Annotated in this window: 18 protein-coding genes; 1 reads left to right on the plus strand and 17 read right to left on the minus strand. The window is 63.5% G+C overall.

The annotated features are described in order from the left end of the window. Positions 1-162: 162 nt before the first annotated feature. Positions 163-2247, minus strand: a complete 2085-nt coding sequence (locus AWH62_RS05355; protein ID WP_075189463.1) for a TonB-dependent receptor domain-containing protein — start codon at positions 2245-2247, stop codon at positions 163-165. Between the two features lie 129 nt (positions 2248-2376). Here AWH62_RS05355 and AWH62_RS05360 point away from each other — a divergent pair, with 129 nt between their 5' ends. Next, positions 2377-3369 (plus strand): DUF6607 family protein, encoded by a 993-nt coding sequence (locus tag AWH62_RS05360; RefSeq protein ID WP_075189464.1) that lies wholly within the window; start codon positions 2377-2379, stop codon positions 3367-3369. A 36-nt stretch (positions 3370-3405) separates the two neighbouring features. Here the strand turns inward: AWH62_RS05360 and AWH62_RS05365 are convergent, their stop codons facing one another. From AWH62_RS05365 to AWH62_RS05440, 16 genes are all read right to left on the minus strand, one after another. Further along, entirely contained in the window at positions 3406-4368 is a 963-nt protein-coding gene (locus AWH62_RS05365) for a LysR family transcriptional regulator (RefSeq protein ID WP_075189484.1), read from the minus strand. Between the two features lie 37 nt (positions 4369-4405). After that, positions 4406-5623 carry a hypothetical protein gene (locus AWH62_RS05370; protein ID WP_233128262.1) on the minus strand — a complete coding sequence of 406 codons (1218 nt, stop codon included), beginning with the start codon at positions 5621-5623 and terminating at the stop codon, positions 4406-4408. Positions 5624-5749: 126 nt separating this feature from the next. Next, the gene (locus AWH62_RS05375; RefSeq protein WP_233128263.1) at positions 5750-6610 is read right to left on the minus strand and encodes an outer membrane lipoprotein-sorting protein; all 861 of its coding nucleotides are present in this window, start codon (positions 6608-6610) and stop codon (positions 5750-5752) included. Next, complete coding sequence (locus tag AWH62_RS05380) at positions 6579-8957, minus strand: RND family transporter (protein WP_075189467.1); 2379 nt, start codon at positions 8955-8957, stop codon at positions 6579-6581. The genes AWH62_RS05375 and AWH62_RS05380 overlap by 32 nt, the downstream gene beginning before the upstream one ends. A 294-nt stretch (positions 8958-9251) precedes the next feature. After that, positions 9252-9572, minus strand: coding sequence for a hypothetical protein (locus AWH62_RS05385; protein ID WP_075189468.1), 321 nt, complete (start codon positions 9570-9572; stop codon positions 9252-9254). 19 nt (positions 9573-9591) lie between these two features. Then, the gene (locus AWH62_RS05390; protein ID WP_075189469.1) at positions 9592-10392 is read right to left on the minus strand and encodes an AAA family ATPase; all 801 of its coding nucleotides are present in this window, start codon (positions 10390-10392) and stop codon (positions 9592-9594) included. Then, positions 10392-11384 carry a hypothetical protein gene (locus AWH62_RS05395; RefSeq protein WP_075189470.1) on the minus strand — a complete coding sequence of 331 codons (993 nt, stop codon included), beginning with the start codon at positions 11382-11384 and terminating at the stop codon, positions 10392-10394. The genes AWH62_RS05390 and AWH62_RS05395 overlap by 1 nt, the downstream gene beginning before the upstream one ends. Before the next feature lie 35 nt (positions 11385-11419). After that, positions 11420-13552: a flagellar biosynthesis protein FlhA gene (flhA, locus tag AWH62_RS05400; protein WP_075189471.1), complete on the minus strand. Its 2133-nt coding sequence runs from the start codon at positions 13550-13552 to the stop codon at positions 11420-11422. A 12-nt stretch (positions 13553-13564) separates the two neighbouring features. Next, positions 13565-14935, minus strand: coding sequence for a sigma-54-dependent Fis family transcriptional regulator (locus tag AWH62_RS05405; RefSeq protein WP_075189472.1), 1371 nt, complete (start codon positions 14933-14935; stop codon positions 13565-13567). A gap of 27 nt (positions 14936-14962) precedes the next feature. After that, the gene (gene fliN, locus AWH62_RS05410) at positions 14963-15235 is read right to left on the minus strand and encodes a flagellar motor switch protein FliN (RefSeq protein WP_366511510.1); all 273 of its coding nucleotides are present in this window, start codon (positions 15233-15235) and stop codon (positions 14963-14965) included. A gap of 95 nt (positions 15236-15330) precedes the next feature. After that, entirely contained in the window at positions 15331-15984 is a 654-nt protein-coding gene (locus AWH62_RS05415) for a FliH/SctL family protein (RefSeq protein ID WP_075189473.1), read from the minus strand. Positions 15985-15996: 12 nt separating this feature from the next. Continuing rightward, complete coding sequence (gene fliG / locus AWH62_RS05420) at positions 15997-17019, minus strand: flagellar motor switch protein FliG (RefSeq protein WP_075189474.1); 1023 nt, start codon at positions 17017-17019, stop codon at positions 15997-15999. Between the two features lie 8 nt (positions 17020-17027). After that, positions 17028-18683: a flagellar basal-body MS-ring/collar protein FliF gene (gene fliF / locus AWH62_RS05425; protein ID WP_075189475.1), complete on the minus strand. Its 1656-nt coding sequence runs from the start codon at positions 18681-18683 to the stop codon at positions 17028-17030. A 242-nt stretch (positions 18684-18925) separates the two neighbouring features. After that, positions 18926-19195 carry a DUF1153 domain-containing protein gene (locus AWH62_RS05430; protein ID WP_075189476.1) on the minus strand — a complete coding sequence of 90 codons (270 nt, stop codon included), beginning with the start codon at positions 19193-19195 and terminating at the stop codon, positions 18926-18928. Positions 19196-19482: 287 nt separating this feature from the next. Beyond that, positions 19483-20868: a flagellar hook protein FlgE gene (locus tag AWH62_RS05435; RefSeq protein WP_075189477.1), complete on the minus strand. Its 1386-nt coding sequence runs from the start codon at positions 20866-20868 to the stop codon at positions 19483-19485. A 100-nt stretch (positions 20869-20968) separates the two neighbouring features. Next, entirely contained in the window at positions 20969-21637 is a 669-nt protein-coding gene (locus AWH62_RS05440) for a flagellar hook assembly protein FlgD (protein WP_075189478.1), read from the minus strand. Between the last annotated feature and the right edge of the window lie 2 nt (positions 21638-21639).

The following is a 21639-nucleotide window of genomic DNA, read 5'->3' on the forward strand; positions in this document are numbered from 1 at the left end:
TCACGGCTTGCCAAGGCAGCCAGGGACCTAACGGCCTCCTTCGCGCAACCATCCTACATCATCGCAAAACACAGGGACCTATGTGCCGGTGACCAGCTAGGTCCCTGACTTTCGCCCGGCCTTCGCCGGGCGTCCATCAGGGATGACAAGGAGACGGGCCGATCAGAAGTTCTGCGACCAGCTCACATCGAGGCGGAGCGAGCGGCCCGGTTCGCTGACGCCGGCGAAGACGCGGTCATAATCGTGGTCGAACAGGTTTTCGACACCGGCATTGATGCGCAGGCCGCTGTCGGCGATCGGTTGCCAGCGGGCATAGGCGTCGGCGACGACATAGCCTGGGCGATGCTCGCTGACGGCCAGCGGCTCGTCATACTCGCCGGCGGCCTCGATCCGGCCACCCAGGGTCAGGCGGGTGTCTTCGAAACGCCAGCGGCCATCGAGGAAGAGCCGGGTCGGAGCGAGCGAGCCGAGCGGGTCGCCGGTCGCGACGTCCTTGCCGTCAATACCCGTGAGCGAGGCGTCGAGCGAGAACGGGCCTTCGGCGAGGCCAAGCTGGATTTCATAACCTTCCAGCTCCGCAGCGCCGACATTGCGGCTCTGCGTCGTGCCGGCCGAGCACGGACCGAAGAAGGGCGGGGCGAAACAGGTCGGATCAAAAGCGAAATCGACAAAGAGGTCGATCAGGTTTTCCGCATCGGTCTGGTACCAGGAGGCGCTCACGTCGAGGCGGTCGACATTGACCCGGTCCGACAGATCCACCCGCAAGCCGATTTCCAGCGTTTCGGTCTCTTCCGGCAGCAGGTCCGGATTGGCAATGAACTCATTGGTGATGAAGGTCGGCGGGCCGAGGATGATGTGCGGCAGGGAGAAGTGGGTCCCGTCGAGATAAAGCTCGTTGATCGACGGTGCCCGGAAGGCTTCGCCCCAGCTGACGAAGACATTGAAACTGTCGATCGGCGCATAGGTGGCGGCAAAGCGGCTGGAGGTCGCATCGCTGGAAACGGTCGTGGTGGTCGGGGTTGAGGTTTCAAACGAGTCCTGGCGCACACCCGGCAGCAGGATCACGCGGCCCGGCAGGCCGAAGGGCGCCGGCCCGTCGAGTTCCAGCTGGACCCAGCCGGCGCTGAACTGGCTGTCGGCATCCGGCGCGCCGCCGCGCACACCGCCAGTTTCGGCGCTGTCATAACCGTCCTGGCTGTCTTCGTAATACTCACCGCCCACGGTCAGGCCGGCATCATAGGCACCGAGGGTGAAGTCAAAGCGCTGGTCGAGGCGGATGCCGGAGGTTTCCAGATCGCGACGAAGCTCGCGGCCGGACACGGTCTCGGTCTCATCGACGCCGGTCTCGTTGCGATAGACGGTGACGTCGAGATCGAGCCAGCTGATCGTGGACGGGGCGATTGTGGCGTTCAGCGTGATCGCGTCCGAGGTGATGTCCTTGTCGACCAGGGCGTTGAGCGAACCGACGGCGCCCGCGCCCTGGGCATTGTTAGGCTCGGTGGCGCTGCCGTCGAAGGTCTGCCAGCTCAACTCGGCCCGGATACCGTCGGCCAGGTCGGCGCCAAATTTGAACAGGCCGGAGATGCTGTCGTCATCGGCAGGCAGGTCATTGCCGGAACCCAGCGCAATATCGCCGGAGCTGCGCGAGGAGATCGAGGCGAGGGCGTCGAAGGCACCGGTGCGGCCGTAAAGGCTGACCGAGCCGCGGGTTTCCTCGTCCACCGAGCGATAGCCGGCGCCGAGGCCATAGCCCCAGTTCTCGCCATTGCCGAGCAGGTCGTGCGCGCTGGCAGTGCGGAAGGCGATCACCCCGCCGGAAGCGCCGGAGCCGAACAGGGCCGATGCCGGCCCGCGCACGGCTTCAACGCCAACCAGCATGGCCGGGTCGACAAAGAAGACACCATCATGGGCCGAACCGAAATTCTGCCGGGCGCCGTCGAGCAGCAGGGTCGTGTTTTCACGGCCCTGGCCGCGTAGCGACACCGTCTGGCCGGTGCGGCGCGGGCCGCCGGAAACGTCGACACCGGGTAGCTGGCGCAACAGGTCATCAAGGTCGGAGGGGCGGCTGAGGTCGAGGGCTTCAGCATCAACGGTCGCGGTCGCGCCCGGATACACGAAGCGGTCCAGCTTGGTGTAGGTGGTCTCGACGATGATCACGTCCTCGGCCGTTTCGGCCTCGTCGGCTTGGGCGAAGGCGGGAGCGGCTAGGGCGAACAGGGCGGTCGAGGCCAGAAATACGCGTTTCATGATAAGTCCTGATTGCGAATGATTTGCATGAGCTGTGTTCTGCCGCTTGATTTCTGCGAATGCAAGTGAGAATTTGTATCAACAACTGCCAATTCCATCCGGGTCATTCCAGATTTCACCGAGGGGCTAATGAAACTCGCTTATCTCGCTGCCGCCGCACTGACGCTGTCTGCCTGTGCCACGACGACCACCGACACCGCGCCAGTATCGTCTTCGACGCTGCCGGTCGCCGCGCATTCGCCGGAAGCATTCGAACGGGATCGCCAGGCGATCCTCGCCATGCAGGGCGAATATGCCGTCACCTTCGATTTCCGTGAGATGGTACCGATTGCCGAGGGTTACGAGCTGGCAGAACCGAAGCTCACCCCGGCCCGCGAAGTCGTCGTCGTGGTCGAGGACACGGGCGATTTCATCATGCTGCAGCACTTGCTGATCGCCGGTGAGGGCGACAACCCGTTCATCGTCAAGCATTGGCGCCAGGACTGGCGCTATGAGCCGGCGACCGTGCTGGCTTTCCAGGGTTTTGATGACTGGACCGTCGAGGATGTCGCCGCAGCCGATCGCGCCGGCGCCTGGTCGCAGACCGTTTACCAGGTTGATGACAGCCCGCGCTATGCCGCCGTCGCGCCGTGGACGCATGATGCGGATGGCATTTCCACCTGGGAACCGCCCGTTTCCTGGCGTCCGCTGCCGCGCCGCGATGACACCACGCGCGACGATTATGACGTGATTGCTGCCGTCAACCGTCACACGGTCACGTCTTGGGGCTGGATCCACGAGCAGGACAATTCCAAGCTCTCGCTGGAAGACGGCGTTGTGCACGAGCTGGTCCGTGAAGTCGGCGTCAACACCTATCGCAATACTGATCTGTCCAACGGCCAGGCAGCGCTCGACTACTGGGACGCCACGCAGGAATACTGGGCCCTGGTTCGCGCCCGCTTCGACGCGCTGGAAACCGATGGCACGCGCCGTTTTCACATCGAGGATGATGCCGAGGGTACGCTGCTCTACGGCCCGGTGCTGGAAGCCGGTCAGCGGGTCCTCTTCGGTATCAGCGATGCGGAGACAGCATTTGAAGATGCGGCGACCTATCTGGATAGCCAGATCACCATCATCGAATAGCGCCCGGCGCCGATCAGGAAAAAGAAATGGCGACGGCTAGCTGGCCGTCGCCATTTTTGTTGGCGCGGGCGTGTCAAAAGGCAGGGTGACCGGTTCCAGGACTTCGCAGAACTCGATGATCGCATCGCGCATCCAGCGCATCGCGCCGTCCAGTTCGAAGCGGCGATTCCAATAGACCGCGACCGGCACTTTCTCGATCTTGAAGGGGATGGGATAGACGGCGAACCCGCCTTCCTCGAGCATCTTGGCCGCCATGCGCGACGGGACCGAGGCCACGAGATCGGTGGTCTTCACCAGATGCGCGACGGTGGTCATGTGCTGGGTCGTGATCGCGACGCGGCGGCGATGACCCAGCTTGGCCAAGACCTCGTCGACCAGCGACTCGGAGTCGCCGCGCTGCGAGAAATTGACGTGGGAGAGGCTGGCAAAGGTCGCGATATCGGGTGGCCCCTTGACCAGAGGATGACCGGCCCGGGTCGCGAAGACGTGTCGTTCCCGCAGGACCGGGCGAACGCCGAAGCGCTTCGCGGCGGGAAACTCCATGTGCATCATGAAGTCCAGCTCGCCGGCATCCAGCAGGTCCATGCCCTCTTCAATATCAACCGAGCGAATACGCAGATCGATCATCGGCGCGTGCACGGCCATATAGGCGAGCAGGTCCGGCAGTACGAAGAGGTCAAAATAATCGGCGCATCCGATCTGGAATTGCCGCCGACACTGCTTGGCGTCAAACGCCGGGCCACTGTCCAGCGCCTGTTCGATATGGCGCAGGGCCTCGCGCACATCCTTGATGATCTCGCTGCAGCGTTCGGTCGGTTCGATCCCGCGGGGTGCGCGCAAAAAGAGCTGGTCGCCAAAGACCAGGCGCAGGCGCGAAAGGGCGTTGGACACGGTCGGTTGCGACACGTTCAAACGCCGCGCGGCCCGGGTCACATTGCGTTCGTGCCAGAGCGCGTCGAAGGTGATCAACAGGTTCAAGTCAATATGTTTGAGGCTCATCAGGCTCATCCTTCCTGCACTCTCCAACCGGTCCGGCTCAGAAATGCCGGGTGATGCGAAGGGTGATGGCATCATCGTCCTGCACGACAGCCAGAGCGTCGGCGGGGTCGACATTGACGGTGAAACGCCCCTCGATTTCCACGAAGATATGGGTACCGAGGCGCCGTTCCGCTTCAATCAGGACTGCGCTTGATCCATTTTCCACGTCGATGACCGCGCCGCCGAGCAGGGAGGTGTCATTCATGTCATTGAAAGCAAAGCGGCCTCCCAGGAAGACATCATTGTCGAAGGAAGTCGGCGGCGCGACCGATGGATCGCTGTCGCGGCCATCGGAATGGTATTCGACCAGCACGCCGAAATCGGCACCGGACGCGGTGACGCCATAGACGGTGTATTCCAGCCCGCCGGTGAATGCGGCAAAGCTGTCGCCCTGGCCTTCGCGGACAATGGCTTCACCCTTCCACAGCCAGGCGCCACGGGTCAGCTGCACATCGGCCGAGAGCTGGGAAATGATATTGTAGACCGGCCGCAAGCTCTGCCCGTCGGCGGATGGAACGAACCCCGGTTCGCGGCTGGTGCCGTGAAAGGCCGCCAGTCCGAGATCCCAATCGCCGAGATAATGGCTCCAGCGGGCAGCGATATCGACATGGCGCTCCTCGTCGGCATGTTCGTAGAGCGGGGCATCCGTGTCGACGATGAGCGGGCCGCGCAGTCGCCCCTCAATGCCGGGGAAGGTGCGTTCGCGAAAGCCGGGCAGGAGATAGGCTTCCAGCCGACCCCATCCGGTCTGCCGGGTCAGGCGGATGGCCGGCTGGCCCAGCTTGTCCTCGCCATCACTGTCCTCGACTCCGTCGGTCTGGTTGATGATGTCGACCAGATGCCGCGACTCGGTCGTGCCCCAGAACACCTTGATCAGGCCGGCCTCGACGGTCAGCTCGTCGCCGACAAAGCGGTAAAAGCCTTCGCGCAAATCGGCATGGCTGCGCGCGTCATCGACGGCGTCAAGCCGCGCCCAAGGCACCAGAACGATCTGGTGGCGGCGGTCGGCGCTGCGCCAGCGAAAATCACCCTCCAGGATGATCGAAGTCTGGACACCGTCCTCCTGGCCGGCGAAGGCCGGGTCGTCGGGAAAAATGCGCGCTTCGGCGCCGATCGAGCCTCCCACGTCCCAGCCCTGGGACAGGGCAGTGGAGGCGCCGAAGATCACGGCGGCCAGGACGAGAAGCGGCATGATCAGGGATTTCAGGGTACGCATCAGGGACCTCATGATTGGCCTCATCAAAAACAAGCCGCCGCGACTGCACCGACAGGGAGAGGTACAGTCGCGGCGGTCGCTGAGCCGGCCGCAGTCGGGCAGGGCCGCGGCCGGTCGGCTGGGGGGCTAGTACTGGCGTTCCAGAACGCCACGCACGAAGTCGTTGTCGGTCAATCCGACCCCGAATTCGAAATCGCCATAGACAAGATCGGTCGACTTGCCGGTCTGGTGATTGGTCATGACCAGGCGGTGGGCGCGCCAGATCCCGTCGCCATATTCACGGTAGTCGCCCAGATCGAGCGTCTTGAGGTGATCGCCGCGGCGGTCGAAGAATTCGATGCGGCGGACCTGGTGGATGGTCTGATCGATATAGGAGACCTGGCGTGAATAGCCGGAGTTCTCGTAGCGCGGAAAACGCTCGACGACGTCGGTCGGCAGGGTCTCACCGGCCACCGTGATCGCTTCGGTGGTCAGGTAGTTGTGCTCATACTTGTTGAGCTCGACCGCGGTGAAGTCCTCGAAGGCAAACTCCGAGCCCACGAAGGGGCCGGACTTGTTGGCCGAGGAGATGCGGCGCACCCGGGCCAGGGCCGGCAGGTAGAGCCATTGATCGTCCGGCTCCAGGATGTGGGCGTGCGACAAAAGGGCGGTGCCCTCGACATCAGCCGGGGTGTGGAACACCACCACAGACTTGTCGCCAACCGTATTGTCAGCCCGTTCCAGGGTCTGGAAGCTCAGCTGGCGCGAGGTTTCCTGGCCGGCGGCATTGCGCAGCGTCATGGTCGCCTCGACCCGGCTGTCGCCGAAGCCATTGTCGGAATTGTCCGAGCGGATGGCGATCTCATAGCCGCGGCGTTCGCTGTCTGTGTCGACCCAGGCCGGCAGCTCGGCCTCCTGGGCGAAGGCCGGTGCCGGGCCGGCCAGGGCGAGCAGGCTCGCCATGGCCAGCAGGGATTTACTGAGCGGGTTGGTAGCTTTGGTCTTCATCACGGTTTTCTCCGGATTGGGTATTGCGGGAGGTGAGCTTGTTGAGCTCGACGAGGAGGGCCGGCAGGAGCAGGAAATCGAGCACCAGGGCGAAGACGATCGCCAGGGCGGTCAGAAGACCCATGTCGGCATTCAGCTTGAAGGTTGAGAGGGCGAGGACGGCAAAACCGGCCGCCAGGATGATGGTGTTGATCACGATCGCCATGCCGACGGTCTCGAAGGCGTAGCGGATGGCGCCGGCAGTATCGGCGCCGCGCTCGACGCGGGCCCGACGGTATTTGGTCAGGAAGTGGACCGTGTCGTCGACGACAATGCCGAGTGAAACCGCACCCACCGCCGCGACCGAGAAACCGACGGTGCCGACCAGCAAGGCCCAGACCCCGAACGTGGTCAGGATGGGCAGTGTGTTCGGGATCAGGCTCAAGGCGCCGAGACGCAGCGAGCGCAGGGCCAGCACCATGACCAGGCCGATGGCCAGCACGGCGATGATATTGCCCGAGATCATCGAGTTCACATTGCGCTCGGCGACATAGGCGAACATCACCTGGGCACCGGTCGCGGATGTGTGCATGTAGTCCGGCGTGTTGTCCGCCAGCCAGGCTTCGGCCGCATCGAGGAAGGCTTTCGTCTCCTCGGTCGTGACATTGTCCAGTGTGACGGTCAGGCGCGAGGCCGACTTGTCGATATTGATGCGGTCATTGAGATCGAGGCCATAGGGCAAAGAGAGCTCGTAGAGCAGCAGGTATTGCGCCGCCAGGCCGCGATCATCCGGCAGGGTGTAATAGTCCGGATCATCGCCATGCAGGTTGCGATTGAGGCGCCGCATGATGTCGGTGACCGAATAGACATGGGTCACATTGTCCTGGGAGCGGGCCCAGGCCGCAAAGGCGTCGAGATTCTGCAGGTATTCCGGCTCGGCGATCCCGCCCGAGCTTTGCGCCGGCACTGAAAACTCGATCGGGTAGAGACCAAAATCCTCCAGCGCCTGGTCATTGTCGCGCCGTACTTCCAGCGAGGTGTCGAAATAATTCACCCACTGGTCGTTGAAATCGATGGTCGGGATGAGCGCGATCAGCGCCGCGCTGCCCGCGACCGAGCCGAACAGGACCGGGCGGCTGTAACGGGTCACCCAGTTGGCCAGCTGGCCCATGCGGGCGGTGGCGTCCTTGCCATCTGATTTGCGCGGCGAGGCCTTCATCGGCAGCAGCGAGACGATGGCCGGCAGGAAGGTGATCGAGAGCAGCCAAGCGGCGACGATGCCGATGGCGGTCATGGTGCCCAGATGTCCAAACGGCGGCGAGTCCGACAGGTTCAGCGCCATGAAGCCGATGACCGTGGTCAGCGAGGTGATCGAGACGGCGAGGAAATTGATCCGCACCGCATCGATGATGGCCTCACGCTTGGCCAGCCCGTCGCGCATGCGTTGCCGCATCGACATCAGGACGTGGATCGAGTCGGCGATCGCCAGGGTCAGGACAATGGTCGGGGCCGAGGCCGAGACCGGGGTCAGCCCGATCGCAAGGAAGCCGGCCGAACCCATCGCGACGATGGTCGAGAACAGGATCAGGAACAGGGTGGCCAGCGTGCCGCTCCAGGAGCGGATGGCGATCATCATGATGACCAGCAGGACGAGATACATGAGCGGAATGAGCTTCGCCATGTCGCCCATGCCGCTTTCCATGAAAGCATTATTCATCATCGAGATGCCCGACAGGACGATGTCGATATCGGGATACTCCGCTTCGATACGGTCACGCAGGGCGCGCACGACCGCCACCGATTCCGGCACTTCCATCGAATGGAGTTCGGGGTATTGCAGCACGATGTTGATGGCCGTGACCGACCCGTCCGGCGTCACCAGCTGGTTGCGCAGGAGCGGCTCGTTGAGCGCGATGCTGCGACGCTCCAGAAGATCGCCGCGTTCAAGCGCGTGGGCATTGCGGACCAGGTCCTCGACGATCAACTCGTCGCCCTGTGCCCAGGTGTGCTGGAAATTGGTGATGGAATCGACGCGGATGGCATAGGGAACCTGCCAGCCGGCCTCGGTGATCTCCTCGACCACGGCCAGCGTGTCGGCGGAAAACACATTGCCGTCTGCGGGACGCACCACGATCAGCACATTGTCGTTCTTGGTGTAGGTCGCCTGGAAGGTCTCGAAGGCGGCAAGTTCCGGGTTCTCGTCCGAGAAGAAGGCCCGGTAATTGGTGTCGAAGGCGAGGTTCGGCATGCCGGTGGCAAAGCCGAATGTGGCGAGCAGTGTCACGAGGATCACCGCCCAGCGCCAACGGATCATGCGCTCGGCCAGGGCCGTTGCGAACATGTCCGTGCGGTTTCTGATTGCGCCCATTTCGGGTCCTTTCAGGCAATACGGATTACGCTCACCGGCGCGTATCGCGTCCGGCGGCAGTCGCGGCGCCAAGGCGCGCGCGTCAGATGTCAGAATGTCGGGTGTGGGCGCGCCTGGGCGCGCAGGCGCTTAGCGCGTGTCGGTGTATTTCGTCATGGCGATCCCTCTTTGCGACCGCCGGACGGCTGGCCGCGCAATCAGGTGGGGCATCACCACAGATTTCGCCAATTGATGGAGCGAATATCGTTCATTCGGGATATGAATAATGCGGACGCGCGGCCCTGCGGTGCCCGGTCAGCGCCCGTAGCGGCGCTTGGCCCAGTAAATCGCACCGATCGTGATCATGTAGATCGCCAGCCGCATCAGCACGACGACCCCGCCGCGCTCATCGAGGCGCGAGAAGGCAAAGTCGAAGGCGAAATCGGGCGGGATGCCGGTGGACCAGCGGTAGAAGAAGGGGGCGCAGGCATCGAGCATGAAGGCGATCGAGGCGGCGGCCGGCCATTGTGGCCATTTGCGCATGATCAGCGCCGCGACCAGTGACAGCACAATGATCAGCCACCAATCGAACGGTGTGAAGCCGACGGCCAAGCGTTCCGCGAAACTGTCATACATGCTCGATCCCCCCGGTCGATCAGGCTGCCTGTTTGCCACGCGCGAGCGAGCCCGCCAAGGCCTGGATATCCTTGGCCGCCTCGCATTGCGGCGCGCGCAGGGAAACAGCGGTCTGGGCCCGAATGGCAGCCGGGACGGTCGGGTCGCGGCGGACAATGCCGGCCAGGGTCGGCGTGAAGCTCAAAAACGCCTCGCAGGTCTTGCGGAAGGCGCTGAAGGCCTCGTTGGCGGCATTGTTGCTGGGCGCATTGTTGATCACCACCAGCGGCGAGGCGCCGTCATCATGCAGGCGCAGCGTTTTCACAAAGGCATAGGCGTCGGTCAGCGAGGTCGGCTCGTCATTGAGCACGATCACCACATCATCGGCGGTCAAAGCGAGGCGGATGGTGGCGCGGTCGGCACCGGCCGCAAGGTCGAGAATGGCGCGATCATAGGACAGGGCCAGCGCCGCGACGCCGGTGGCCAACTTGGTCAGGCCGGGACCGGCCAGATTGGCCAGGGCGCCGGAGCCGGAGCGGCCGGAGATGACGTCGAACCCGCCCTTCTGTGCCGCGCTGCCCATGGCCGGGCAGACGGCGTCTGCAATGGCAACGCGGCCATTGATGACGCTGGAAATGTCGGAATTGGGCTGCAGGCCCAGCTGGACGTCGATATTGGCCATGCCCAGATCGCCATCCATCAACAGGCAGCGCTCGCCCATTTGCGAGAAGGCGCGGGCCATGCCGATCGACAGCATGGTCTTGCCGACGCCGCCCTTGCCGGAGGCGATGGCGAGAATGCGACCGGCGGAACGGTCCTGCGGTGCAGAGGCGATTTTCATCAGTCGTCGTCCTCGAACGGTGTGGTGCGGTCCTCGACCAGGACCCGGGCCATGCGCAGCGGAGTCGCCGGGGCCAGTCCGCCGCCAATGAAGGGGGTCGAGGAGATTTGCGCAAAGGCCAGGCCGGTTTCACCAACGCCAAGGATGGCACCGAGACGGCGGGCACAGTCGAGCTTGACCGGGATGCAGCGGCTGGCGCCGATCGAGGCAAACAGCGAGGCGGCGTCCTCGGCATCTTCCGGTGTCAGGCCAGCATCAAAGACATAGAGGATTTCGGCATTGGCGCTGTCAGCGAAGGCCAGCGTCATGTCGAGATCGTCCAGCTCGAACGGATTGACCGCCGGGCTGTCGATCAGGACCGGGCCGTCAATTTCCTCGACGGCATCGATCATTTCCCGCGGATCATCGACGACCCGGAAACCGGCGCCCATGCGGCGGGCGAGTTCCTGCAGCCGGTCGGTGGCGCCGGCGCGTTCGCCGTCGCAAGAGATCAGGGTCGGCACGGCACCGGCCGTGATGGCGCGGGCGGCGGTCTTGGCCAGGGCCGAGGTTTTGCCGACGCCAGGCGTGCCGGCAAACAGGATGGCGTGTTCGGGCACGGCGGGCAGGGGCTGGAAGGTGTAGCGGCTCTCGATCGCGTGGGCGAGACGGGCGACGGCTTGGCCGTCGGACAGGTCATGGGCCGAGCGGATCAGGGCCTGGGCAGCCGAACCCGGTGCGCGGTGAAAACCGAGCGCCCGGATCACCCGGTCCAGCTCATTGTCTTCACGCAGGCCGCGCTCGATATCGGCTTCGCCGGCCAGACGGATCGACCGGTCACGGACCTGTTCGGCCGGCTCGACGACCCGCGACATTTCACTGGCCGCGCGCACTTGCACGCCGCCGTCAGGGCCATCGCCCGTGGCGATGATGACAGCGTCGGGACCCATTTCACGGCGGACATCAGCCATGGCTTGGGTCAGGGACGGGGCGGCAAAGGTTTTAAGATGCATGGGCTCGGATCATATCACAGGTCAAAATTGGTCGCTTAGCCGACATGGCCCATCGTCTGAAGGCGCGCGCTCGGGTGGATTTCATTCTGCGACATCACCACGGTCTGCGGGCGAAAACGCTCAACCAGAGAACGCACATACGGACGAATCAGCGGGCTCGTTAGCAGCACTGGGACATGACCCTGAGCTGATGCGGTTTCAAAAGAGTTTCGAATGGCCGCCACGAAATCATGCAGCTTGGACGGGGCCAGCGCGAGCTGGCGACGATCACCATCGCCGACCAGGGCTTCCATGAAGGCCTGCTCCCATTGCGGACCCATGGCGAGCACCGGCAGCACACCGTCATGCGCCTTGTTGGCGTGGCAGATCTGGCGCGCCAGACGGGTCCGGACATGTTCCACAATGGCGTCGAGATTCTGGGTCGTGGCGCTGGCCTCGGCGATACCTTCCAGAATGGTCGGCAGGTCGCGGATCGAGATGCGTTCCTTGATCAGGGACTGCAGGACACGCTGGATGCCGGCGCGGCTGATCTGGTTCGGCGTGATGTCGTCGACCAGGCCCTTGTGCTCTTTCGACAGCTTGCCGATCAGCTTCTCGACTTCCGCGTAAGACAGGAGGTCGGCCATGTTCTCGCGCAGCAGCTCGGTGAGGTGGGTGACCAGGACGGCAGCCGGTTCGACAATGGTGTAGCCACGGAAGGAGGCTTCCTCGCGCAGGCCTTCATCAATCCAGGTCGCCGGCAGGCCGAACGTCGGTTCCTTGACGTGCTTGCCGGGCATGTCGATCGACAGGCCGGCGGGATCCATCACCAGCAGCTTGTGCAGTTCGAGATCGCCGCGACCGGCTTCCAGCTCCTTGATGCGGATCGTGTACTCATTGTTGCCCAGCGCCATGTTGTCGATAATGCGCACCGCCGGGGTGATGAAGCCCATTTCCTCGGCGAGCGAGCGGCGCAGGGCGCGAATCTGGTCGGTCAGCTTGCGGCCATCGACATCATTGATCAGCGGCAGCAGGCCATAGCCCAGCTCGATCTTCAGCTCGTCAATGGCGAGGCTGTCCTCGATCGGCGCTTCTTCGGCGGATTTGCTTTCGACGTCCTCGGCTTCCTGTTCCGCCTTGGCGTCGATCTCGGCTTGCGCAGTCCGCTCGGCGAGATCCCTGTTCATCCAGGCCAGGGCACCGGCACCGGCCGACATCAGGGCGAAGGGAATGAGCGGCATGCCGGGCAGCAGGCCGACCATCAGGGCGACTGCGGAGACCAGGCCGAGGCCTTGCGGGTTGGCGGTCAGCTGGCCGAACAGGGCCTTGTCGGCCTGTCCGTTGACACCGGCCTTGGAGACCAGCAGGCCGGCGCCGACCGAGATGATCAGGGCCGGGATCTGCGACACCAGGCCATCGCCGATGGTCAGCGAGGAATAGGCCGAGGCGGCTTCCGAGAAGGGCATGCCCGACTGGACCACACCGATGATGATGCCGCCGACCAGGTTGATGGCGGTGATCATCAGGCCGGCCATGGCATCGCCGCGGACGAATTTGGAGGCACCATCCATGGCGCCGAAGAAATTGCTTTCACCTTCCAGCTCGGTGCGGCGCTTGCGGGCCTCATCCTCGGTGATCAGTCCGGCAGAGAGATCGGCGTCGATCGCCATCTGCTTGCCGGGCATGGCATCCAGGGTGAAGCGGGCCGCGACTTCCGCGATCCGGCCGGAACCCTTGGTGATGACGACGAAGTTCACGATCACCAGGATGGCAAACACGATAATGCCGATGACGACATTGCCCTGCATGACGAAGGAGCCGAAGGCCTCGATCACCTCGCCGGCCGCGTCCGTGCCCTCATGGCCCTTCGACAGGATCAGGCGGGTCGAGGCGATGTTGAGGCCGAGGCGCAGCAGGGTGGTGATCAGCAGCAGGGCCGGGAAGGCGGAGAATTCCAGCGGCTTCTTGATGAAGAGCGCGGTCATCAGCACCAGGACCGACATCGAGATCGAGATCGCCAGCGACATGTCCAGCAGGAAGCTGGGCATGGGCAGCATCAGCATCACCAGAATGGCGAGAATGCCGACCGCCAACGCCACATCACCGCGAAGCGTGCGGTTCAGGAAGGCGCGGAGATCAAATCCGCCGGTTGCAGGTGCGGCGGTTGGGGAGGCTGCGGTATCGACCACGTATCAGTCCAATCAGGCTACGGAGACACCCTGGGCGGGTTGGTTGGGCGCGGGAATGTCCAGGCCCTGGTCCGAGTAAAGCTTCAGCTTGTTGCGCAGCGTCCGGATCGAGATGCCGAGAATATTGGCGGCATGGGTCCGGTTGCCGAAGCAATGATCGAGCGTGTTCAGGATCAGGTCCTGTTCGACCTCGGCCACGGTGCGGCCGATCATGTCGGCCTGGACCGACTGGGCGGCGTCGGCGGCCTGGCGGACCACATTGCTGCCCGAACCGGTGAAGGCGGAGCCGTCCGGCATGCGGATCGCGTCCGGCGTGATCTCGCGGCCGGTCGCCAGCAGCACGGCACGGTGCATGGCGTTTTCCAGTTCGCGGACATTGCCGGCCCATTCGCGCGCCAGCAGTGAGGTGCGGGCGGCTTCGGAAATCGGGCGGATGTCGACGGCATTGGCGGCCGAGTATTTCTTCACGAAATGCTCGGACAGGGCGACGATGTCGGCCGGGCGTTCACGCAGCGGCGGCAGGGCCAGGTTCACGACATTGAGGCGGAACAGCAGGTCTTCGCGGAAGCTGCCATCGGCCACGGCCTTGCGCAGGTCGCGGTTGGAGGTCGCCAGGATGCGGATATTGACCTTGACCGGCCGGGTGCCACCGACCCGGTCGATCTCGCGTTCCTGGATGGCGCGCAGCAGCTTGGCCTGCAGGCGGACATCCATTTCCGAGATTTCGTCGAGCAGCAGCGTGCCGCCATCGGCCTCTTCGAACTTACCCACGCGGCGGGCAATGGCACCGGTGAAGGCGCCTTTCTCGTGACCGAAGAGTTCGGATTCCAGCAGGTTTTCCGGGATCGCGGCACAGTTCACCGAGATGAAGGGCGCCTGGGCGCGCTTCGACTTGGTGTGGACATAGCGGGCCATGACTTCCTTACCGGAGCCACTTTCACCGGTGATCAGGACGGAGGCGTCGGAGCCGGCGATGCGGTCGGCGAGGTGGATGACGGCCTGCATGGACGGGTCGCGGGCAATCATCGGGCGTTCGTCATCCGCGATCGCGGCCAGGACGGCAGCGATCAGGTCGGCATCCGGCGGCATCGGGATGAATTCCTTGGCGCCGGCGCGGATCGCGGCCGCAGCAGCCTCGGGACGGACATTGACGCCGCAGGCCACGACCGGAACCGAGATCCGCTCGGCTTCATTGGCCTCGATCAGGGATTGCACGTCCAGGTGCAGGTCGACCATGAGAAGGTCGGCGCCGCGCCCGGCCCGCAAGTGTGCCGTCGCTTGCTCGATCGTGTCGACGTGCGAGACTTTGGCGCCGCGGTCGAGGGCGATCTTGGTGGCGGTGTGCAGTTGCCCGCCCAGGCTGCCAACTATCAGAATACGCATGATATGTTCCGTCCTTTCCGCCAGGCCTTAGCCCGCGTCCCCGTCTTTGATGATTTCCGTCATGGTCACGCCGAGCCGGTCGTCGACAACAACAACCTCACCGCGGGCGACGAGCCGGTTGTTGACATAGATGTCGATGGCTTCACCGATTTTGCGATCGAGTTCGACCACCGAGCCCGACGTCAGTTTCAGCAGCGAATTCACATCGATATGCGCCTTGCCGAGCACCGCGGAAATGTTGACAGGGACATCGAAGACCGGCGCCAGATCGGCGGCGCTCTTTTCTTCCTCGTCCATCATCTGCTGGCCCCGTTGCGGTGCTTCGACCGGCACCTGCGTGCCGTCATCGCCCAGATCGGGAAGGTCGAGATTGTCGTCAGCCATGTCAGGCCTCCTTAAGCCGCGTTGATGCCGGCCGCATGGCCGCCATCCGCGTCAGATTGGGTTTCCTCGTCGCTTGGCGGCGAAGCCAGCCAGCGCGCGACGACGTCATTCAGTCGGGTTTCGATTTCCTCGGCGCTGCGCTGAACGGAACCGGCTCCCCATTCCAGGCGGACATCCGCGTTCGGCAGACCCTGGTCGCCGCGCACCATGATGGCGCCGTCGAAACCGGCGTCGCGGGCGGTCTTCTCCAACCGTTCGGCGAGCGCTTCAACCAGCTCCGGGTTGCAGCGGACCGACAGGCGCGGCTCCGAGCGCAAATCCTTCACCGCTTCCAGCGCGACCTGTTCGATCGTGTCGATCGGATAGGCCGACAGGGCCTCACCGGCGATCTTGCGGGCGGCCGCCATAGCCAGGCTGGCGGACTCCTGGCGCAGGGCATCGGATTCATGCGCCAGACGGGCCAGGATCAGCTGCATTTGTGAGGCGATGGCCTGCAGCGACTGGGCGCAGCGGCCCTCTTCCATCTCGCGGCCTTCCTCGACACCCCACATGCGGGCGGCCTCGACATCGTCCTGGGTGAAGAAGCGCTTATAGCTCTCGCCTTCGCGCAGGATCTGGCCGTCATGGTCGAACTCTGTATCGAAATCGAATTTGACAGGATTCATGGTTCAACCTCCCTAGTAGATGAGTTCATCGTCGGCGCCGCCATCGGCCAGCATGATTTCGCCCTTGGCGGCGAGATCCTTGGCCATGGAGACAATCGATTGTTGCGCCTGGTCGACATCTTTCAGGCGGACCGGACCCATCGAGCCCATGTCCTCGCGCATGATCTTGGCGGCGCGTTCGGACATGTTCGAGAAGAACAAGTCGCGCAGGCTGTCGGATGCGCCCTTCATGGCCAGCGCCATCTGTTCCTTGTCGATGGCGCGCATCAGGGTCTGGATGCCACCCGGATCGAGCTTGGACAGGTCTTCAAAGACGAACATCAGGGACCGGATCTTCTCGGCGCTCTCGCGATTGCGCTCCTCGAGGGCGGCCAGGAAGCGGTTCTCGGTCTGGCGGTCGAAATTGTTGAAGATCGAGGCCATCATCTCGTGGCTGTCATGCTTGGAGGTGCGCGCCAGGTTCGACATGAATTCGGTGCGCAGCGTCTCTTCGATGCGATCAAGGATTTCCCGTTGGACGGGTTCCATGCGCAGCATGCGGGTGACGACTTCCAGGGCGAAATCCTCGGGCAGGGCGCCCAGAACACGGCTGGCATGTTCCGGCTTCACCTTGGACAGGACCACGGCAACGGTCTGCGGATATTCATTCTTCAGATAATTGGCGAGGACGACCTCGTTCACATTGCCCAGCTTGTCCCACATGGTCCGACCGGCGGGACCGCGCAGCTCTTCCATGATGGATTCGACCTTCTCGCCGGGCAGGAAAGAGGTCAAAAGGCGCTGGGTGGCTTCGAACGAACCCATCAGGGACCCGGTCGAGGACATCTGGCCGACAAAGTCGACGATCAGCTTTTCCACCGCGCTCGACGTTACCGTGCCCAGATTGGACATGGCCTGGGAAACCTCGCGGATTTCCTCCTCGTCGAGATGTTGCCACATGCTTTCGCCTTCATCGCCCAGGGCGAGGAGCATGACGGCGGCCTTCTCGGGGCCGGTCAGGCGGGCAGGATCTTCAATGGCGCGTTTGTCAGCCATGGGCGGGCTCAACTCTCATGCAGCCAGGTCCGGAGGATCGAGATCGATTCTTCCGGGTGGGATTCAACGATATTGGCGACTTTCTTCAGCGAGGACGCTTTCACCTGGCCATCGATCTTCTCGATATCGATGGAATCCTCGCGCGCCGCACCACCACCGGCCGCGGGCAGGGCCGCGGGGCGGTTGGCCGGAGTCGGCAGGGCGGCGGGAGCCGGCGCCCCCTGGACAGCGCCATCGGCGCCGGCGCCCGCCAGAGCCAGGCCCTGCGGCATGGCGACGCCGCTCGCGCCTTTGACCAGCGGCCGGGCGACCAGGAAGATGATCAGCAAGGCGGTGATGAACATCACGGCGATTTCCGCAGCGCGCATCATGTCATTCTTGGAGAAGGAGAAACCGCTGGCGGCCGGGGTGCCCAGCAGCGGATCGGTCCGGGCAAATTCCATCTGGCTGACGGTCAGCAGGTCCTGGCGGACGCCCGGCTCGTTGACGAAACCCATGGCCGAGCGGACCAGGCCTTCGATCCGGTCGATTTCCGCTTGCGGGCGCTCGCGCCAGGTCACGGTGCCATCCTCAGCGGTCTCCAGTACGCCATCAACGGCGACCGCGACCGACAGGCGATTAATGGCGCCGGCCTCAATGATTTCCGTGCGTGTGGTCGAGGAGATCTCGTAATTGACCCGCTCGCTCGTACTCTCGCGGCTGGACAGGCTGGACGGGCCATCTTCGGCCGCGCCGTCACCGGCGTCCGGCAGGTTTTCCGAGGCGGAGACACGGTTCTGGTTGGCACCGTCCTGATCGTTGGACAGGTCTTCGCCGCGCTGGCGCGAGCGCACGACCTGGCCGTTCGGGTCAAAGATTTCCGAGCTCTGGGTGACGCTTTGGCGATCCAGCTCGGCATTGACCTGGACGCGCGCCGCGCCGACGCCGACCACGCCTTCGACAATGTCGAGAATATTCTGGCGCAGCTGGGCTTCGATCTCGCCGCGACGTTCATCCATCAGGATGGAACCGGCCGACTGCCCGTCGCCGCCACTGGCCAGCTGGCGACCACGATCATCGGCAATCGACACCCCGGTCGGCGCGATGCCCGAGCTGGACGCCACGATATTTCGGATCACGCGGACCTGTTCAGAGTTCAAACGGCCATTGGTGGCGATAGTGACAGCGGCGGTCGGCGACTGCTGATCGCGGGCGAACAGGCGACGTTCCGGCAGGTTCAGGTGAACACGGGCCGAGCTGACATAGTTGAGGGACTGGATGGTTCGGGCCAGCTCGCCTTCCATGGCGCGCTTGGCATTGATGTTCTGGACGAAGCTGGTCTGGCCGAAACTGTCCTGGCGGTCGAAAATCTCGTAGCCGACCGAAGCGCCGCTCAGCGGACCGTTCGAGGCGACGCGCACGCGAGCTTCATCAACCTGGTCGCGCTCGACATAGATTGCCGTGCCGCCTTCGCGGATCTCATAAGGAATGTTTGCCTGGTCGAGCAGTTGCGAGGTCGCAGCCGTGTCGGCCGGGTCGAGACCGGAATAGAGCAGGGACTGGCTGGCGCCGCCCATCGCACCGGAAAAATACATCAGCGCTGCGGCGACACCGGCGGCAAGGCCGAAGATCGCGGTCAGCCGTCCGGCACCGAAAGCCCTGAACTGTTCAAAAAGCGCGTTCACCTGGAAATCCCTGCCTCATTGCGTGCGCTTCATCAGCGAAGCACTGGGCAGAATTTTCCTACCTGTTGGGTAAACGAGACTTTAAGACGATTGCATACGTCATGACTCGCCCCCGATTATCCAATCAGGGCACGCAATCGGTAAGCAGTGGCACCGGCGATTTCCCGCAAACGCAGGCGAGCGGCGACCGAGGGGGCGCGGTCGCCGCTCATCTTGCGCTAGTAAGGGGAGCTAGCGGTCGTTTAGCGGTATTGCTGGATGCGCGTCGTGCGAAGCCCGGCCAAACCATGACGGTCGATCGAACGTTGCCAGCCGAGGAACTCTTCCACGGTTAGCGAATAGCGCTGACACGCCTCTTCCAGAGTGAGTAGACCACCCCGCACCGCTGCGACGACTTCAGCCTTTCGCCGAACCACCCAACGCTGGGTACTCGGGTTGGGCAGGTCGCCAAGCGTAAGCGGGCTACCATCCGGTCCAATGACATAATTTTCTTTTTTAAGGCGCGGCTGCATGTCCGATCCCCGTTTCTTGTTTGTAGGATCAACCTACACGCAGCCCTTTAACATCGCCCTAAACCACTGGGTAAATTTACGTTTAACCTTGTCCGTAAAATCCGCCTCTAAATGTTCCGAACCGGCTCATCCGGCGGTCATAAAATATGGGCTTGGCCAGGATCGGGAATGCCGTCGGCATTTTCGAAAAAACCGAACCCTGTCAAAGACCCGCGCCTGGAATTCCGGGCAAAAAAAGGGCCCCGCCGGGGGGCGGAGCCCTTAGTCAAGAAGCGGTTGGGTGATGGTTAGCGCTTCATGCGGATGGCTTCGTCGAGCATTTCATCGGCAGTGGTGATGATTTTCGACGAGGCAGAGTAAGCTCTTTGTGTGGTGATCAGGCTGGTGAACTCGTTGGCGAGGTCGACATTCGAGCTTTCCAGTGTCGCGGCGGCGATGGAGCCCGAAGATCCCAGGCCCGGCGGGTTGAGCGTGTAGGCACCGGATTCCGGCGTCACCGTGAAGGTACCGCCCGACTGGGCTTCCAGACCGTCCGGATTGGTGAAGGTCGCGACCGGGATCTGGTAGATCTTGCGGACGATGCCGTTGGTGAACTTGGCGAAGACGAAACCGTCATCATCGACATCGACGCTGGAGAAATTACCGAAGGCCGAGCCGTTCACATTGGTCGAGAGCAGGGCAGACGGGCTGTCATACTGCGTGAAGCCGCCGGGTGCGTTGGGATCGCCGAAGTCCAGGGTGACCGACTGGGCATCGACACCGGTCGCGGTCGCCCACTGGAATTCGTTGCCAGCCAGCGCGCCGACATTGGTGGAGGAGAGGAAGTCGAGCTGGGTCGGCAGCGTGGTATTGGCGCTGTCGATGCGACCCTGGGCGTCAAAGGCCACCGTACCTGTGAGCAGCTGGCCGTTCAGGAGACCAGCCCCGGTCGTGACGTCGGTTGCCGGCACCATGTGGACTTCGGCATGCCACTGGTTCGGCGTTGAGCTCTTGAGCATGGAGATGGTCAGGGTGCGGACACCGCCGACACTGTCATAGAAGGGAATGGAGCGCTGGAAGTCCGGTGTGACAGCGCCTGATGCCATGTTGGTCGCGGCTGCGGTCGGATCATAGGTCGCTTCATCAGCGGAGATCGCCTGGCTTTGCTGCAGGTTGGCATTGATGCCCATCGTCGTCGTGGCTTCGGCGGCGCCACCGATGGAGGACAGGTTGATCGTCTCCAGCGCGTTGAGGTCGGACGGGTTCTGCGGGACGGACCCGTCAGCCGCGACCGGCCAGCCGGCGAGATACTTGCCGGCATCATTGCGGAGATAGCCGGTGGTGTCCGGCGTGAAACGGCCCGCGCGGGTAAAGGAGACCGGGTCAGAGGAGTTCGGGTTGGCGTCATCGCGAACCACGAAAAAGCCACGACCTGAGATGGCCAGATCCGTCGGCGAGGAACCGGCGGTCAGGAGGCCGCTCTCGCCGATGGAAAGGCGCGCCACTGAGCGGACGCCCGCTGCCGAATAGCCCTTGGTCGAGCTGTCGCTGTCATAAAGCGGGGTAAAGACGGCGTTGGCGCGCTTGTAGCCCACCGTGTTGACGTTGGCGATATTGTCCGAAATCGAGGCGAGGGCGTTCGAGTTCGAGATCAGGCCGGATGCGCCGGCCAAAAGCGCGGAATTGATGCTCATAATGCATGCTCCTGGCGTTTTGGTTGTTATTGCGGAGCTTTCTGCTGGTCGGGTTTGCCGGGGCGCCATTCTGGCGGTCCGGATCAGGCCGGCGGCCTGGTCATGAGTTCGGGTTGGCGTCCTTGATCGACATCACCGAGGACAGCGGGACGCGAATGCCGCCCATTTCCACGATGACCTCGGATCCGGACAGGTCGACGCCGGTAACACGGGCGGCGGCCTGGATATTGACGTCGACATTGTCGCCGTCGGCGTTCTGGGCAATGACTTCCAGCGAATAGACACCGTCTTCGAGAGCGGCGCCGCCATCGCCCAGGCCATCCCAGGTGAAGTCGTGTGAACCGGCCGTGGTCTCGCCGTCGCGGCGGGCCACGATGCGGTCATTCTCGTCGCGAATGATGATCGACGAGGAATGGACTTCGTCCGGCACGGTGTATTCCCAGCTCGCTTCGCCATCCTGCAGCATGGCCTGCGGCGTCAGTGCCGTTGCCACGCGGCCGATATAGCTGACCGAGGCGCTTTGGGCGGCGGCCGACTGGAGCAGCAACAGGTTTTCCAGATTCTGGTTCTGCGCGATCTGCTGTTCAACGCTGGAGAAATCGACCAGCTGGTTCACGAACTGCGTCGAGTCGAGCGGATTGAGCGGGTCCTGGTTTTTCATCTGCTCGGTGAGCAGGGTCAGGAACATCTCGAAATTATCGGCCAGGCCGGTCTGTGAATTTGACAGGGCCGGGCTTGTCGAACCGATGCCGGATACTGCGTCTACCATGC

It is taken from the genome of Maricaulis sp. W15 (assembly GCF_001924955.1).
GTDB lineage: Bacteria > Pseudomonadota > Alphaproteobacteria > Caulobacterales > Maricaulaceae > Maricaulis > Maricaulis maris.

Excerpts from the sequence above, each read along its gene's own strand:
- AWH62_RS05355 (WP_075189463.1), bottom strand. The coding sequence starts at position 2,247 with ATGAAACGCGTATTTCTGGCCTCGACCGCCCTGTTCGCCCTAGCCGCT.
- AWH62_RS05360 (WP_075189464.1), top strand. The coding sequence starts at position 2,377 with ATGAAACTCGCTTATCTCGCTGCCGCCGCACTGACGCTGTCTGCCTGT.
- AWH62_RS05365 (WP_075189484.1), bottom strand. The coding sequence starts at position 4,368 with ATGAGCCTCAAACATATTGACTTGAACCTGTTGATCACCTTCGACGCG.
- AWH62_RS05370 (WP_233128262.1), bottom strand. The coding sequence starts at position 5,623 with ATGCGTACCCTGAAATCCCTGATCATGCCGCTTCTCGTCCTGGCCGCC.
- AWH62_RS05375 (WP_233128263.1), bottom strand. The coding sequence starts at position 6,610 with ATGAAGACCAAAGCTACCAACCCGCTCAGTAAATCCCTGCTGGCCATG.
- AWH62_RS05380 (WP_075189467.1), bottom strand. The coding sequence starts at position 8,957 with ATGGGCGCAATCAGAAACCGCACGGACATGTTCGCAACGGCCCTGGCC.
- AWH62_RS05385 (WP_075189468.1), bottom strand. The coding sequence starts at position 9,572 with ATGTATGACAGTTTCGCGGAACGCTTGGCCGTCGGCTTCACACCGTTC.
- AWH62_RS05390 (WP_075189469.1), bottom strand. The coding sequence starts at position 10,392 with ATGAAAATCGCCTCTGCACCGCAGGACCGTTCCGCCGGTCGCATTCTC.
- AWH62_RS05395 (WP_075189470.1), bottom strand. The coding sequence starts at position 11,384 with ATGCATCTTAAAACCTTTGCCGCCCCGTCCCTGACCCAAGCCATGGCT.
- AWH62_RS05405 (WP_075189472.1), bottom strand. The coding sequence starts at position 14,935 with ATGCGTATTCTGATAGTTGGCAGCCTGGGCGGGCAACTGCACACCGCC.
- fliN (WP_366511510.1), bottom strand. The coding sequence starts at position 15,235 with ATGATGGACGAGGAAGAAAAGAGCGCCGCCGATCTGGCGCCGGTCTTC.
- AWH62_RS05415 (WP_075189473.1), bottom strand. The coding sequence starts at position 15,984 with ATGAATCCTGTCAAATTCGATTTCGATACAGAGTTCGACCATGACGGC.
- fliG (WP_075189474.1), bottom strand. The coding sequence starts at position 17,019 with ATGGCTGACAAACGCGCCATTGAAGATCCTGCCCGCCTGACCGGCCCC.
- AWH62_RS05430 (WP_075189476.1), bottom strand. The coding sequence starts at position 19,195 with ATGCAGCCGCGCCTTAAAAAAGAAAATTATGTCATTGGACCGGATGGT.
- AWH62_RS05435 (WP_075189477.1), bottom strand. The coding sequence starts at position 20,868 with ATGAGCATCAATTCCGCGCTTTTGGCCGGCGCATCCGGCCTGATCTCG.
- AWH62_RS05440 (WP_075189478.1), bottom strand. The coding sequence starts at position 21,637 with ATGGTAGACGCAGTATCCGGCATCGGTTCGACAAGCCCGGCCCTGTCA.